This is a genomic window from Janthinobacterium sp. OK676, from assembly GCF_900103595.1.
Classification (GTDB): Bacteria; Pseudomonadota; Gammaproteobacteria; order Burkholderiales; family Burkholderiaceae_D; genus Janthinobacterium.
This window is the reverse complement of the sequence record NZ_FNHA01000008.1, coordinates 79,503-94,443: the sequence shown is the minus strand read 5'-3', so window position 1 is coordinate 94,443 and position 14,941 is coordinate 79,503. Positions and strand designations below refer to the sequence as shown.

Annotated in this window: 15 protein-coding genes; 2 read left to right on the top strand and 13 right to left on the bottom strand. The window is 64.6% G+C overall.

Annotation, left to right across the window (positions count from 1 at the left end; translation table 11 throughout):
* Positions 1-87 precede the first annotated feature (87 nt).
* Entirely contained in the window at positions 88-987 is a 900-nt protein-coding gene (locus BLU39_RS16815) for a LysR family transcriptional regulator (RefSeq protein ID WP_092714920.1), read from the top strand.
* Positions 988-1,002: 15 nt separating this feature from the next.
* Here the strand turns inward: BLU39_RS16815 and BLU39_RS16810 are convergent, their stop codons facing one another.
* The 13 genes from BLU39_RS16810 to BLU39_RS16750 form a co-directional block, all read right to left on the bottom strand.
* A complete protein-coding gene (locus BLU39_RS16810) occupies positions 1,003-1,938 on the bottom strand; it encodes an ABC transporter substrate-binding protein (protein WP_198511351.1) in 936 nt (311 codons plus the stop codon).
* Positions 1,939-2,010: 72 nt separating this feature from the next.
* A complete protein-coding gene (locus tag BLU39_RS16805) occupies positions 2,011-2,985 on the bottom strand; it encodes an ABC transporter permease (protein WP_092714916.1) in 975 nt (324 codons plus the stop codon).
* Between the two features lie 20 nt (positions 2,986-3,005).
* Positions 3,006-4,517, bottom strand: coding sequence for a sugar ABC transporter ATP-binding protein (locus tag BLU39_RS16800; RefSeq protein ID WP_232731325.1), 1,512 nt, complete (start codon positions 4,515-4,517; stop codon positions 3,006-3,008).
* A gap of 81 nt (positions 4,518-4,598) precedes the next feature.
* The gene (locus BLU39_RS16795) at positions 4,599-5,465 is read right to left on the bottom strand and encodes a fumarylacetoacetate hydrolase family protein (RefSeq protein WP_092714912.1); all 867 of its coding nucleotides are present in this window, start codon (positions 5,463-5,465) and stop codon (positions 4,599-4,601) included.
* 188 nt (positions 5,466-5,653) lie between these two features.
* Positions 5,654-6,409 carry an SDR family oxidoreductase gene (locus BLU39_RS16790; protein ID WP_092714910.1) on the bottom strand — a complete coding sequence of 252 codons (756 nt, stop codon included), beginning with the start codon at positions 6,407-6,409 and terminating at the stop codon, positions 5,654-5,656.
* Between the two features lie 83 nt (positions 6,410-6,492).
* Positions 6,493-6,822: an L-rhamnose mutarotase gene (locus BLU39_RS16785; RefSeq protein WP_092714908.1), complete on the bottom strand. Its 330-nt coding sequence runs from the start codon at positions 6,820-6,822 to the stop codon at positions 6,493-6,495.
* A gap of 100 nt (positions 6,823-6,922) precedes the next feature.
* On the bottom strand, positions 6,923-7,753 hold the full coding sequence (locus tag BLU39_RS16780) for an amidohydrolase family protein (protein ID WP_217635085.1): 831 nt from the start codon (positions 7,751-7,753) through the stop codon (positions 6,923-6,925).
* Positions 7,750-8,769, bottom strand: a complete 1,020-nt coding sequence (locus BLU39_RS16775; RefSeq protein WP_092714905.1) for an aldo/keto reductase — start codon at positions 8,767-8,769, stop codon at positions 7,750-7,752. Before BLU39_RS16775 ends, BLU39_RS16780 begins: the two co-directional genes overlap by 4 nt.
* An 11-nt stretch (positions 8,770-8,780) precedes the next feature.
* Positions 8,781-10,004: a UxaA family hydrolase gene (locus BLU39_RS16770; protein ID WP_092714903.1), complete on the bottom strand. Its 1,224-nt coding sequence runs from the start codon at positions 10,002-10,004 to the stop codon at positions 8,781-8,783.
* Positions 10,001-10,336, bottom strand: coding sequence for a UxaA family hydrolase (locus BLU39_RS16765; protein ID WP_092714901.1), 336 nt, complete (start codon positions 10,334-10,336; stop codon positions 10,001-10,003). Before BLU39_RS16765 ends, BLU39_RS16770 begins: the two co-directional genes overlap by 4 nt.
* 25 nt (positions 10,337-10,361) lie before the next feature.
* Positions 10,362-11,279, bottom strand: coding sequence for a GntR family transcriptional regulator (locus BLU39_RS16760; RefSeq protein WP_092714899.1), 918 nt, complete (start codon positions 11,277-11,279; stop codon positions 10,362-10,364).
* Positions 11,280-11,393: 114 nt separating this feature from the next.
* Positions 11,394-12,530 carry a mannitol dehydrogenase family protein gene (locus tag BLU39_RS16755; protein WP_092714897.1) on the bottom strand — a complete coding sequence of 379 codons (1,137 nt, stop codon included), beginning with the start codon at positions 12,528-12,530 and terminating at the stop codon, positions 11,394-11,396.
* 1 nt (position 12,531) lies between these two features.
* Entirely contained in the window at positions 12,532-13,542 is a 1,011-nt protein-coding gene (locus tag BLU39_RS16750) for a zinc-binding alcohol dehydrogenase family protein (protein ID WP_092715291.1), read from the bottom strand.
* A gap of 339 nt (positions 13,543-13,881) precedes the next feature.
* On the opposite strand from BLU39_RS16750, the gene BLU39_RS16745 reads away from it, so the two are divergent.
* A complete protein-coding gene (locus BLU39_RS16745; RefSeq protein ID WP_092714894.1) occupies positions 13,882-14,916 on the top strand; it encodes a MerR family transcriptional regulator in 1,035 nt (344 codons plus the stop codon).
* Positions 14,917-14,941: the final 25 nt, after the last annotated feature.

The window sequence follows — 14,941 nt, the reverse complement described above, 5'->3', positions numbered from 1 at the left end:
TGCCTGTGTAAAAAGCCATGATATAGCGGACAGAAATTCTTATCCGCGATAGTATTTCACCTTATTCGTGAAAAATATTCTGCAATCATGTCCGAACATTTGAAAGGTATCGCCCCTTTTCTTGCCACCGCCGATGCCGGCAGTTTCACCAGGGCGGCCGAGAGACTGCACCTGAGCAGCTCGGCCGTGAGCAAGAGCGTGGCGCGCCTGGAAGCACGCCTGGGCGTGATCCTGTTCGAGCGCAGTACGCGGCGTTTGCAGTTGAGCAGCGCGGGGCATGCCTATTACGCCACCTGCAAGCGCGTGCTGCAGGAACTGGTCGAGGCGGAAAACGTGCTGGCCGAGCAGGATGGGGAACTGGCAGGCAAGGTGCGCATCGGCGTGCCCGCGTCGTATGGCCGCATGCGCGTGATGCCGGCGCTGATTGATCTGTGCGAAAAGTATCCGCAGTTGCAGCCATCCATCAGCTTCAGCGACCGCTTTGCCGACCTGTTCGAGGAGCGCATCGATATCGCCGTGCGCATCGGCGCACCGGGCAGCTGGCCGCCAACGCTGGGGCAGATGCCCTTGGGCGAAGAGCGCTTGATCTTTTGCGCGGCGCCCACCTATCTGGCGCGACGCGGCACGCCGCTCGCCATCGCGGATCTCGATGGCCACGATTGCATCGCCTACGGCCGCGGCGACGGCACGGCGGCGCCATGGCTGTTTGCTGGCGAGGATGGGGCGGAACGGCGGACGGTCAGTCCGCGCCTGACGGTGGGGGACGCCGAGGCGCAAACGGCCGCCGTGCTGGCGGGCCTGGGCATCGCGCAGCAGGCGACCTGGCTCGTGCACGAGCACCTGGCCAGCGGCGCCATCGTCGAAGTACTGCCGGCCTGCGCCACGCCAGGCTTGCCGCTGTCCCTCGCGTGGCCGCTGGCGCGCCAGCTGACCACCAAGACCGGCACGCTGCTCAATGAATTGAAGCGGCGCCTGACGATCAGCTGATACGCAATATGGAACTCAATACAAGACGTTCTTCGCTTCCGGCAGGTCGACATTGGCCTTGGTGACGATCACCACGCCCGTGTTGACGAACGGTGCGACCTTCTTGCCTTCGATCAGGCTGACGAGGGTTTTCACGCCCAGCGCGCCCATCGAGTACGAACCCTGCACGGCGGTCGCGTACAGGGTGCCGTCCTTGACGAAGTTTTTCAGGTCTTCATTGCCGTCGAAGCCCACGGCGATTACCTTGCCGGCCTTGCCCGCCTGCGCGATGGCGCGGCCCATGCCCACGGCCGTCGGCTCATTGGCGCCGAAGATGCCCTTCAAGTCAGGATTCGAGGCCAGCACGTCGGTCGTCTGGTTCAGCGCCGTGGCCATCTGCGACTGCGAGTAATACGTGCCGACGATCTGCAGCTGCGAGTTCTTTTCGATATAGCGCTTGAAGCCGCCCACCCTGCCCGTTTCGGAACCGGCGCCCGCCACGTACGACATCACGGCGATCTTGCCCGTCTTGCCGACTTGCGAAATAAGGGCCTTGGCGCTTTGCTCGCCGGCCGCTTCATTGTCGGTCGACAGGAAGGACTGGTAATAGCGCTTGCCGCTGTCGGCCACCAGCGAATCGATCAGCACGACGGGAATCTTCGCTTCCCACGCCTTCTTCAGGGCCGGCACCAGCGCGTCCGGGTCCGACGCGGCCAGCACGATGCCGGCCACCTTGCGCGTGACGGCGTTTTCCACCATGCTGACCTGGTCGGCGATGGCCGATTCCGAAGCCGGTCCCTGGAAGGTCAGGCTGTAGCCCTTGGCATCGGCCGCGCTGGCCGTGGCGCCCTTCTTGACGTTTTGCCAGTAGTTGGAATTGGTCGTCTTGACGATCACGGCGATCTCGCCCGGGGCGGCGAAGGCGGCGCTGGCGCTCAGGGCAAATGCTGCGGTCAACAGACCGAGAGACATGGCTTTGATGGTTTTCATTGTCGTCCTCATTTAATTATAGATTTATGGATGTGACTACTTTCAGCTGCTGCTTCAGGCGCGGTTGCGCTTCTGATCGATCCAGACGGTCAGCAAGATGACCAGTCCGATAATGATTTGCTGGATAAAGCTCGATACCCCGTTCATGTTCAAGCCATTGCGCAGGATGCCGATGACGAAGGAACCGATGACGGTGCCGGAAATGGTGCCGATGCCGCCGATCAGCGAGGCGCCGCCGATCACGGCGCTGGCGATCGCATCGAGTTCGTACATCACGCCCTCGTTCGGCTGCGCCGTCACCAGGCGCGACATCAGCACGCAGCCAGTCAGGCCCGACAAGGCGCCGGACAGGGTGTACACGAGCAGGGTCACGCGGCCCACCTTCACGCCGGACAGGCGCGCCGCTTCCGCATTCGAGCCGACGGCGTAGATATGCCGGCCAAAGGTGGTACGGCTGAGCATGATGGAGACGGCCACGGCGATCACCACCATCAGCACCACCGGATACGGAATGCCAGGGAAGACGACTTCGGGAAAGGTGCCGCCCGTGTCGCGCTCGATGCGCCACAGCACGCCGTTACCGAGTTCGCCGAACGATTCGCCCAGGCCGGAAATGGCGCGCGCGCCCGTCACCTGCAGCGCCAGGCCGCGCGCGATCAGCATCATGCCCAGGGTGGCGATGAACGGGGGCAGCTTCAGTTGCGTGATGCAGAAACCGTTGACGGCGCCGCACATGGCGCCCACCACGACACCGCCCAGCATGGCGGCCGGCACGGGTACGCCGCTTTTCACCAGCAGCGCGGCGGCCACGCCGGCCAGCGCCAGCACGGAGCCGGAACTCAAGTCGATGCCGCCCGTGATGATGACGCAGGTGGCGGCAATGCCCAGGTAGGCGATCGACGTCACTTGCAAGGCCACGCTCATGCCGTTGCTGACGGAGAAAAAGGCGTTGCTGGTCAGGGAAAACACGAGCAGCAACAGCGACAGGCTGCCCAGCGCGGCGAATTTTTGGATCAGTTCTTTATTCATTTTCTTGTGGCTTTCTGATGTTAATGCATTGCTGCCTGGCGGCCTGATGCGAGATGCATGATCTCTTCCTGCGACGACTCGCGCGTATTGACGATGCCGCTGATGCGCCCTTCGTGGAACACGGCCACCCGGTCCGTCATGCCCATGATCTCGGGCAGCTCGGACGTGATCAGCACCACGCCGATGCCTTCCGACGCGAGCTTGTCGAGCAGCTGATAGATGGCGAACTTGGCGCCCACGTCGATGCCGCGCGTGGGTTCGTCGAAGAATATGATTTTCGATTCGCGGTACAGCCATTTGCTGATGACGATCTTTTGCTGGTTGCCGCCCGAGAGATTGCGCGCGATCTGTTTCGAGGTCGGCGTCTTGATGCCCAGCGCCGCGATGTACTGCTTGGCCACCGCCTCTTCTTTCGCAAAGTCGATGAAGCCGAAGCGGTTGGCCAGCCCCGACACATTCGTCAAGGTCAGGTTGGCCGCCACCGACATGCGGATCGCCAGGCCATGGCTCTTGCGGTCTTCCGACAGGTAGGCGATGCCGTGGCCGATGGCGTCGATGGGACTGTCGATAGTGACCGCCACGTCGCCCAGGTGGATGGCGCCGCTCGTGAGCGGATCGGCGCCGAAGATGGCGCGCGCCACTTCCGTGCGCCCCGCACCCATCAGGCCGGAAAAGCCGAGGATTTCGCCACGCCGCAAATCAAAACTCAGCGGGCCGAAGACATCCTTGCGGTGCAAATCGGTCACGCGCAGCAGCACTTCAGCCGTCGGCATCGAGACGCGGTCGGGAAATTTTTCATCGAGGGTGCGGCCCACCATCTTCGCCACGATGGCGTCCAGGGTGGTGGCGGCAAAATCGTCGGTGCAGACGAATTTACCGTCGCGCAGCACCGTCACCCTGTCAATAATGTGCTGCATCTCCTCGAGCCGGTGCGAGATGTAAACCACGCTCACGCCGTTGCGCTTGAGTTCATTGATGATGTCGAACAGCTGGCCCGTCTCGCTTTCCGTCAGCGACGACGTGGGTTCGTCCATGATCAGCACTTCCGTATTGAGCGACAGCGCCTTGGCGATTTCCACCATCTGCTGCTGCGCGCAGGACAGGTTTTTCACCAGCTGGCGCGGGTCGATGCGCAGTTTTAACCGGTCCAGCAGCGCCTGCGCGTCGGCGCGCATTTTCTTGCGGTCGATGAAAATGCCGCGCACCGGTTCGCGCGCGAGAAAAATATTCTCCGCCACGCTCAGGTGCGGGATCAGGTTCAGTTCCTGATGGATGATGGCGATGCCGGCCGCCTCCGCATCCACGCTGCAGGAAAAACTGCACACCTTGCCCTTGTAGACCAGTTCTCCCTCATCGGCCTGGTACACGCCGCTCATCACCTTCATCAGGGTGGACTTGCCGGCGCCGTTTTCGCCGCACAGCGCATGCGCCTCGCCCTTGCGCAGGCTGAAACTGACGTTGTCCAGCGCCAGCACGCCGGGAAAGCGCTTGCTGACCTTGTTCAGCGCCAGTATCTCTTCGGATTGATTCATGGTGTGTCTCCTCCACTCCACTGCCATAGGCCGGCGTGCCGATGTCTGAGCATCTTGGCGGCGCGCCGGTCTGCTACTGTATTAACCGTCGATCAGTTCCGGATTCCACGCATGTACGGTCTGGCTCTGTTCACCAAGTCCGCTGATCCCCAGGCGCATGGTGTCGCCCGGCTTCAGGTACACGGCCGCCGGCTTCTGTCCCATGCCCACGCCCGGCGGCGTGCCGGTGCTGATGATGTCGCCCGGGTACAAGGTCATGAAGCGGCTGATGTAGCTGACCAGATTGGCCACGCCGAAGACCATGGTTCTGGTATTGCCATCCTGGACGCGCTTGCCATTCACTTCCAGCCACAGGCCCAGGTTTTGCGGGTCCGCCACTTCGTCGCTTGTGACCAGCCAGGGGCCGATCGGGCCGAAGGTATCGCAGCCCTTGCCCTTGTCCCACTGGCCGCCGCGTTCAAGCTGGTATTCGCGTTCGGACAAATCGTTCACCACGCAGTAGCCGGCCACGTGCGACAGCGCATCGGCTTCGCTCACATAGCGCGCGGTGGTGCCGATCACCACGCCCAGTTCCACTTCCCAGTCGCTTTTCTTCGAATCCCGCGGCATCACCACGGCATCGTTGGCGCCGATGATGGCGCTGGTCGCTTTCATGAACAGCACCGGTTCTGCCGGCACGGCCATGCCCGATTCGGCCGCATGGTCGGCATAGTTCAGGCCCACGCACAAAAACTTGCCCACGCCCTTCCACGGCGGCGCGATGCGGCCAGGGTTGGCCACCACCGGCAGGCTGGCGATATCGAGGGCGGCCAGGGTCGCCAAACCATCCTTGCCCAGGGTCGCGCCCGTGATATCGGTCAGCACGCCGGACAGGTCGCGCACGGCGCCGTCGGCATCGATCAGTGCAGGTTTTTCAGCGCCCTTGGCGCCATAACGCATCAGTTTCATGATTAAACTTTCAAGTAAATATCAAACAACATAAAAAGTTCGGTAGCAATCAGGCCCGCACTTTCACGACACCCGACAAAACCGTAGCGAGCGGAAGGGAGATGTGGCCGAGAAGCGCAGCTGTACGAATGCACAGTGAGCATCGCAAGCCGCATATCGCGACGCGCAGTAGGTTTGGTCGGGTGTCCTTAGTTAGACCAGCCACCGTCGATGACGTGAGTCATGCCGGTCGTGAAAGCGGATTCATCGGAGGCCAGGTAGACGGCCAGCGCGGCGATTTCCTCTGCCCTGCCCACTCTGCCCATCGGCTGGCGCGCCACGAAGGCGGCTTGCACTTCATCGATGCTCACACCCGTCGCTGCCGCCTGTGCGGCAATGCGTTCCTTCAGCGAAGGCGACTCGATGGTGCCGGGACAGATCGCATTGCAGCGGATGCCGCGCGTGACGAAGTCCGCCGCTACCGACTTGGTCATGCCTACCACGGCCGCCTTCGAGGTGCCGTAGATAAAGCGGTTCGGCGCGCCCTTCACGCTCGACGCCACGGACGACATGTTGACGATGGAGCCGCCGCCCCTGGCCAGCATGCCGGGCAGCACGGCGCGCATCAAGCGGTACATGGAGCGCGCGTTGATGTCGAAGGAACGGTCCCAGGCCGCATCGTCGCAGTCGAGGATGGTGCCGCCGTCGACGAAGCCGGCGCAATTGAACAGGATATCGACGGGGCCGATCTCGTCGGCCAGCGCGGTGATGGCCGCGCCATCGGTCACGTCGAGCCGGCGGATGGCGCAGCCCGTCGCTTCCTTCAGCGCGTCGAGCTGGGCCTGGTTGATATCGGTGGCGATCACGGTGGCGCCTTCGCGCACGAACGCTTCGGCCGTGGCCCGGCCGATGCCCTGGCCGGCGGCGGTGAGCAGGGCGATTTTGCCTTGTAGTCTGGCGGTCATGTTGTCTCCTTTTATTTGTTAACCCAACACCTGGCAATTCTGGGGTCGGACCCTGAGGGTCCGACCCCGGCCTTTTTTGGGGTCTACGTCATATGAAAAACCTGCTCCATCATCGCCCAGTGCTCGCCCTCGGCGCGCGAGGCCAGCGGCTCCTGGCACGGCGCGCAAAAGGTCCACCAGCGCTGCGTTTCCGGATCGGCGGCAACGGCCGCCATGTCGGCTGCAAAATCCTCGCCGTGGTATTCCCAGTAGCCGAACAGCAGGTTTTCCGGCTCGCGCAGGAAGATCGAATAATTGCGGACGTGCGCGGCAGCCAGTCTGGCCAGCACCTGCGGCCAGACGGCGGCGTGCAGGGTTTTGTATTCAGCGATGCGCTCCGGCGCGATGCCGATGACCATGCCCATTCTTTGCATTGCGACTCCTTTTTGCTGGCTAACGCCAACCTGCCAATACCGTTGACGATGACCGTAGGTCGGCTTAGCCGGAACGGCGTAAGCCGACACGCCCGCCACCTCATTCAAAACCATAAAACCGGCACGCATTGCGTCCGAAAATATCGTCCCTGTCCTCTTGTCCCAGGTGCGCCAGCAGCGCCTCGCTGGCGGCCAGCCACGCCGCATAGCCGCCGGCCAGGTCGACCACAGGCCAGTCGCTGCCCCATATCACGCGCCGGGGGCCAAACACGTCCAGCACATGCGCGGCATAAGGGCGCAGGTCGTCCACGGTCCAGCCGGGCCGCGCCTCCGTCACCAGCCCGGACAGCTTGCAGTGCACGTTCGGGAGCGCGGCCAGCAGCGCCATGTCTTCGCGCCACGCGCCGAAGCCGGCATCGGCGATCGGCGGCTTGGCCGCATGGTCGATCACGATGGCCAGTTGCGGATAAGCGCGCGCGCAATGCAGCAGCGCGGGCAAGTGGCGCGGCAGCACCAGTGCGTCCAGCCGCAAGCCGTGTTCCACCATGGCAGCCAGGGCCGGCGCCAGCGCGGGATTGGCGATCCACTGATCGTCATCGATATCCTGCAGCATGGGCCGCAAGCCCTTGAGCTTGGGCTGCGACGCCAGACGGGCGATGGTGGCCGGCGCATCGAAAGCCAGCAGCTCCGTCCAGCCCACGACGGCGCGGATAAAGCTGCTTTGTTCGGAGAGCGCCAGCAGGTAATCGGTATCGGCAGACGACGGCAGCGACTGCACCAGCACCGTACCGTCGATGCCGTGCGCGGCCAGCAAGGGCGCCAGGTCGGCGGGCGCAAAATCGCGGTGGATGGCGGCCAAGGATGGCGGCGGCCAGCTGCCGGCACGCGCGGCCAGTTGCCAGAAATGCTGGTGGGCGTCGATGCGCATCATGCGGCCACTCCCGCAGGCAGCGGCGCGCGCGCATCGAGCAAGTCCGCGTCCCGCAGCGCCAGCCACAGGGCGTCGGGCAGCGGCGTGGCGAACCAATCCAGGTTTTGCCGCAGCTGCGCCAGGTCCTGGCCGCCCGGGATGCAGGAAGCGACGGCCGGATGGGCGAGCGGAAACTGCAGTGCCGCCGCCTGCAGCGGCACGCCGAATTCACGGCAGACGGCGTCCAGGCGCGCCACGCGCTTGAGTATGGCGGCCGGCGCATCGGCGTAATTGAATTTGCCGTTCCCGGCCAGCACGCCCGAGTTGAACGGGCCGCCGATCACGATGGCGTTGCCGCGTTCGACGCAGGCGTCCAGCAATGGCGACAGCGAGGCCTGTTCCAGCAAGGTGTAGCGGCCGGCCAGCAAGGTGCAATCGAGGTCGAATTCCACCATCGCGCGCAGCACGATCTCGCATTCGTTGACACCGAGGCCCACGGCCTTCACCTGGCCGCTGGCGCGCAGTTCATCGAGGGCGCGAAAACCGCCACCGGCCGTCAGCTGGCGCCAGTAGTGCTGATCGTGTTCGCCATGCGTGGCCTTGCCGATATCGTGCACGAACAGAATGTCGATGCGGTCGAGCCCCAAGCGCTGCAGGCTGTCCTCGTGCGACCGCAGCACGCCGTCATACGTGTAGTCGTAATGGGGACGGAACGGCAGCGGCGCGGCAAAGCCGTCGTCGCCGGGACGCACGGAGGCGTCGGGCCGCATCAGCCGTCCCACCTTGGTGCTGATCACAAATTCATGGCGGGGCCGCTCGCGCAGCGCCGCACCGAGACGGCGTTCGGACTGGGTATAGCCGTAGAATGGCGCCGTGTCGAAGAAGCGCACGCCCGCGTCCCAGGCGCCATCCAAGGTGGCGCGCGCCTGCGCGTCGCTGACGGGCTGGTACAAGCCGCCTACCGGCGCGCAGCCCATGCCGATGCAGGGCAGCGACAGGCCGCCGCGTGGCAGGGTACGCAATTGTGTGACGTCCATGAATGCGGCCCTCACGCGGCGCGCAATGGGAAGCAGCCTGGCCCCACCGCGTCGAATTGTTTATAGGTGAGCACGAATTCCTGGTGGCCCAGGTCTTCCGAGCGGCTCAGTTCTCCATTGGCGACGTTCAGCACGGCGGCGACGATCTCCGCGCCCACTTCTTCCAGGCTGGCTTCGCCCGTGAGGATCTTGCCCGCGTTGATATCCATGTCGTCGGCCAGGCGCTCGAAGGTTTGCGGATTGGCGCACACCTTGATGACGGGCGAGATCGCCGAACCGACCACCGATCCGCGGCCCGTGGTAAACAAGGTGATGTGGGCGCCGCAGGAAATGAGTTCGACGATTTCCGCGTTGTCCGACACGTTCGGGAAACCGAAGCGCGGCTCGCCGTCCGGCACCACGTCGAGCAGGTACAGGCCGCCGCCGGCCGGCTGGTCGCCCGGTTTCAGAATGCCGACGATGGGCGAGGAACCGCTCTTGGCGTAGGCGCCCAGCGACTTTTCTTCCTGCGTGGTCAGGCCGCCATCGGCGTTCCCCGGCGAGAAGCTGCCATGGCCCATGATGGTGTAGTAGCGGGCGGCCTTGGCCACGGTTTCGACGATGGCATTGCCCAGGTCCGGACTGATGGCGCGCCGCTGCATGTGGTATTCGCAGCCCACCAGCTCGCCCGTCTCTTCGAAGATGCAGGGGCTGCCGGCCGCGATCAGGGTGTCGAACGCCACGCCGACGGCCGGGTTGGCGCTGATGCCGCTGGTGCTGTCGGAGCCGCCGCAGATGGTGGCGACGACCAGCTCATCGATGCCCATCGGCACGCGCTCCTGCCGCGCCAGGTGTTCCAGCGCCCAGCCGATCCACTCGACGCCGCTGCTCACGCTGGGGCGCGTGCCGCTGTTTTCCTGGATCGTGATCGTGTGCACGGGGCGGTCGCTGTCGGTCACGGCGCTGGAGAGGCCGTACTTGTTGAAGCCTTCGCAGCCCAGGGACACCAGCAGTACGGCCCCCACGTTCGGGTGCGTGAGCAAACGGCGCATCACCTGGTCCGCGTATTCGTTGGGGAAGCAGCCCGTAAAGCCGATCAGGTGCACGGGCTGGCCGGGAAAGGCGTTGACCATCAGGCGCGCCACGTGGTGCGCGCATTCGACCATATAGGCCACCACCACGATATTGCGGATGCCCTTGCGGCCATCGGCGCGCAGGTAGCCCGACAGGGCGGGTGTCGTCGTTGGAGCGTTCATGCTTGGTCGTCCTTGTCCAGGAAATGGTGGCCGTCCTGGCCCAGGGTAAACGTGGGGATGTAATCGCTTGCCAGGTTGTGCGTATGGATATGTTCGCCGATGGCGACGGGGGCCGTGATGCTGCCGATCAGGGCGCCGTAGCGCAGCACCTTGTCGCCCACGGCCAGCGCGCGGCGCGCCACCTTGTGGCCGATGTGGATGTTTTGCACCAGGGTGACGGGCAGGCCGTCGATGGCGACGACCTCGCCGCAGGCCAGGGCTGTCCTGGCGATCAGGCAGTTATCCTCGGGCGACATCAGGAGCAGGCTGCTAGGCCGGGAAGCGAGGCTCATGGCGCACCCTCCCCGGCAAAAACGGCTAGGCGCCCGGCTGGCTCAGTTTTTCCCGCGTGCCGATCGACGACAGCATGGTGCTGCGCGATGAATCGAGGTGCGAGCGCATGGCCTCGAGCGCCTTCGGCACGTCGTGCTCGGCCAGCGCGCGCAGGATCGCCAGATGCTCCTGCACCGCGTACTGGTTGCGGCCCTTTTCCTCGCCCTTGTCCCACTGGTAGTGATAGTGAAACACGAACGAGACGATATCGTAGAAGCCCTGCGCGAAGCGGTTGTTCAAGAGGCCGATCAGGAAGGTGTGGAACTCGCGGTCCAGCGCCGGAAACGCATTGTGGCGTGTGTCTATCCTGGCCGCCAGCTTCTCGTGCTGCTTGATCAGCCGCGCCAGTTCCGCATACGCCGGATCGCCATGCGGCAGGTGCGCAAACTGCTCCACGGCCGCCATCTCGAACATGCGCCGCATGTCCGCCAGTTCGGTGGCAAACGAGCGGTCGAACGCGCACAGGCGCCAGCCGCCGCGCGGCTTCTTTTCGATCAGGCCGAAGCGCGAAAAACCGATCAGGAATTCGCGCACGCTGACGGTACTGGCGCCCGCCTCGCGCGCCAGCTCCGCCTCCGAAAACTCCGCGCCCGGTGGCATGTCGCGCTGGTACACGCGCTCCATCAGCACCTGCTGGATGCGCTCCGCCCCCGACTGCAATTCGGAGATATCGAAGTAGTCGCCCGGTATGGGTTTGCGCAGCAAACGCCGGTCCGCCGGGCTGGCGATCAGACGCCGCGTCGACAGATACGCGATCGCGCTGCGGATGGCCGTGCGGCTGCCCTGGCAGATCGTGGTCAGGAACTGCTCCGTCGGCAGCATCTCGCCCACTGCGACATTCTCGGCGAGAAATTGCAACAGCAGGTTGGTACTGCGCTTGAAGACGGTGGCGGGTTTGGACATGGATGAATGAACGCGCTATGCCAGCGAAAGGGAAAGTGGATGAGTGGGCCATTTTAGTCGATATCGGATTGGATCGGCATGCCAGAAAAGAAACAACAGCGGTGACGGGGGCGTTCATGGCTGCGCTCCCGGCGCCAGCATGGCGCGCAGGCGAGGCTGCGCCAGGGCGGGACACAGCTGCCGCGCCAGCGCCGCCACGGGCGCCATGCGCCGCTCAATCTTGCCAGCGTGGTGCTGCGCGATGTCGGCCAGGCGGTGCGCGAGGAAGGGATTGCCGAAGCGTTCCCTGACCTGCGCCACATAGGCCAGCGCCGCGTCGCCGTGCCGCGTGCCCATGGCCGCAAACACGGGCAGCACTTCCTCGTGCCACAGGGCTTCCAGCGCGGCGCGCATGGCGCCATCGTCCATCGCCTCGCGCACCGTCATGCCGGCCGGGCTGCCCCGTTCCATCCACAGCTGCGCCAGATAGGTGTGACCCAGGTTAAGCAGGAACAGCTTGCGCTGTTCATACTCGCGCAGATTGCCCGTCACCACCAGTTGCGGATGGCGGCACGGCAGCAGCATGCCTTCCTGCGCCTCGATGGCCCACAGCGCATAGGGTTCGGCCACCGCGCCTATCGGTTCGATCGCTTCGGAAACGATGCGGTCGACGAGGGAATTGATCCACAGGCAGCCCGTTTGCAGGTAGGCGATGAACACGGCATCGCAGCGCCACTGCCGCGCCAGGGTCACGGCCACCTGGCGCAGTACATGACCGTTGTCGGCCACCAGTTCGCACGGAAAAATCGAGATGGGCGCGGCGCCGGCCAGGAAGCGGCCGTGCAGCAGCACCAGCAGCTTGGCGGGAAAGCTGGCGGGAACGGTCGCGCCATCGAGCATGCCGGCGTGGTCGGCGTCATCGAGCTGGTAGCCCGTGTCGCCCGTGTTCGAGACGATCACGCGCGCGGCCACGGCCGCATCGCGCACCTGCCGCCAGTCGCTGCCGGCCTGCCACGCCTGCGTGACGGCGTCGGCGCGGCGCACCTCGTCGACTTGGGCGCCGTCGTGCCAGCCGCGGATGCGCACGGGGTAGCCGCCGGCCTGGCGAAACGCCGCCACCCGCGCCGCGCCCTGCGCGCTGCCGGTCGTCTGCACGATGGTGATATGGCCCAGCGCCTCGCCTGTCTTGGCCGCTTCGCTGACGAACAGGTCGGCGTGCGCCTGCAGGAAGCGGCTGGTGCCAAACTGCAGGATGGGGTTGAGATCGCTCATCTCAGACCTCGACGATGGCCTTGATGACGCCAGCTTCTGGCTGCATCCAGCGATCGAGCACGCCCGTAAATTCGTCGAGCGTGGTGCGGTGGGTATTGAGCAGCGCGGTGGGGACTTTGCCCGCCTTCATGGCCGCCACCACTTCCTCGAAATCGTCGACGGTGGCGTTGCGGCTGCCCAGCAGGGTCGTTTCGCGCTTGTGGAATTCAGGGTCGGAAAAGGACAGGCGGTCGCGCACGATGGACACCAGTACATAGGAGCCGCCGTGGGCGACAAAGTCCAGGCCCCGCTCCATGGCGGCGATATTGCCGGTGGCGTCAAACACCACGTCGAAGAATTCGCCGCCGGTGGCGTCCGACAGCTGCTCCTTGTCGCCGTCGCCCAGCTGCACCGTGCGGGTGATACCGAGCGCGTCGCGGCAGAACTGCAAACGGTCGGCGCGGCCGTCGAGCACCGTCACGTCGGCGCCTTTCAAGGACGCGAACAGCATCACGGCCATGCCGATCGGGCCGGCGCCCACCACCAGCACGCGCTTGCCGGCATCGACCGCGCCGCGCTTGACGGCATGCGCGCCGATGGCCAGGAATTCAATCATGGCCGCGTCGTCGAGCGAAATGCCTTCCGTCTTGAAGACGAAGCGCTCGGGCAGCGCCAGGTATTCCGTCATGCCGCCGTCGCGGTGCACGCCCAGCACTTCGATGCGGGTGCAGCAATTGGTCTTGCCCTGGCGGCAGGCCACGCAAGTACCGCACGACAGGTAGGGCATCACGTAAACCTGGTCGCCCGCGGCCAGGCGCGAGCCGGCTGGCGCGCTGTGGATATGGCCGGACAGTTCATGGCCCATCACGCGCGGATAGCTGAGGAAAGGCTGGGTGCCGCGGAAGATATGCATGTCGGTGCCGCAGATGCCGACGCGGCGTATGCGCAGCAGCACTTCGCCCTCGGCGGGCACGGGCACGGCGCGCTGCTCCATGCGCAAACTGCCGGGCGTATCGCAAACGATACTTTTCATCATGGTCGTCTCTCTCGCCGCCCGGGTCTTGCCGGTGGCATATTATATTTAACGTACAAACCAACTGTGAAAAAAATCCGTCTGCGCGGATTATCTTTCCAGCCCTGCCTACGGCGCGTCTTGCTGCGCCGCACAACGTTTTTTTCGTTATTCCATGTGGCTCGAACGCGCCGCTCATGCTGCAGTCGTCGTTCGGTTTTATAAATATACCGTACAAAAAAATGAAGGTCAACGGATTCTTTTTACGGTTTTTTCGGCTCCTCTGCTACATTCCTGCTTGACCCTGACCTTACGTCAGGCGCGATCGTGGCGACACGCACTGAAGACAAGGAGAAGACGATGCTGTTGAAAATCGGGGAACTGGCCAGGCTTACGGGCCTGACCATCCGCACCCTGCACCACTACGACAGCATCGGCCTGCTCTCGCCTTCGGCGCGCACGCAAGCTGGCTACCGCCTGTACCAGCACGGCGACATGGACCGGCTGCACCGGATCATGGCGCTGCGCAAGTTCGGACTGTCGCTGGCCGATATCGCCAACGCCCTCGCCGGCCCGGACCTGCCGCTCTCCTCCATCGTGGCGCGGCAGATCGCCATGCTGGAGCGCCAGATCGCGCAGGCGTCCACCTTGCGCGAACGCCTGCGCACCCTGCAAACGCAGCTGACGCAGGGGCAGGCGCCGGAACTGGCCGAGTGGCTCACCACTATGGAGTTGATGACCATGTACGACAAATACTTTAGTCACGAAGAACTGCAACAACTGCCGCTGCTGTCCGATGCGGCCGTGGAACAGGAATGGAAAGCGCTGGTAATGAGAGTGCGCGCCGCCAAGGACGCGGGCGCGGGCCCCGGCGATGCGCCAGCGCAGGCGCTGGCCACGGAATGGATGGTCAAGCTGGTGCGCGACACGGGGGCCCACCCTGGCCTGTTCGCGCGCCTGAACGACATGCATGCGCAGGAACCATCGATGCAGGCGACGACCAGCATCGATGCGGACCTGATGCAGTTCATCCTCGCCGCCTTCAACGCCTCGCGCATGGCGCTGTACAAACCTTTCCTCGATGAGCAGGAATACGCGCATCTGGTGGCCAACTACGGCAAGCGTTCGGGCGAGTGGCCGGCCCTGATCGCCGCCGTGCGCGCCGCCATCGATGCGCGCACGCCGCCCACCGATCCGGCCGTGCTGCAACTGGCGCGGCAGTGGCTGGAACTGTTCCGCTCCTACGCGGGCACGGACCCGGCCACGCAGCTGAAATTCCGCCAGGCGCACCAGCAGGAACCGCGTCTGATGGAAGGCAGCTTCGTCGACGCGGCCATGCTGCAATACCTGGGCGCGGCGATGGCTGTCGTGGCGCAGGAGCGTCCCGGCGCATAGCTTCAGGTGTGGCATCTCGTGGGCG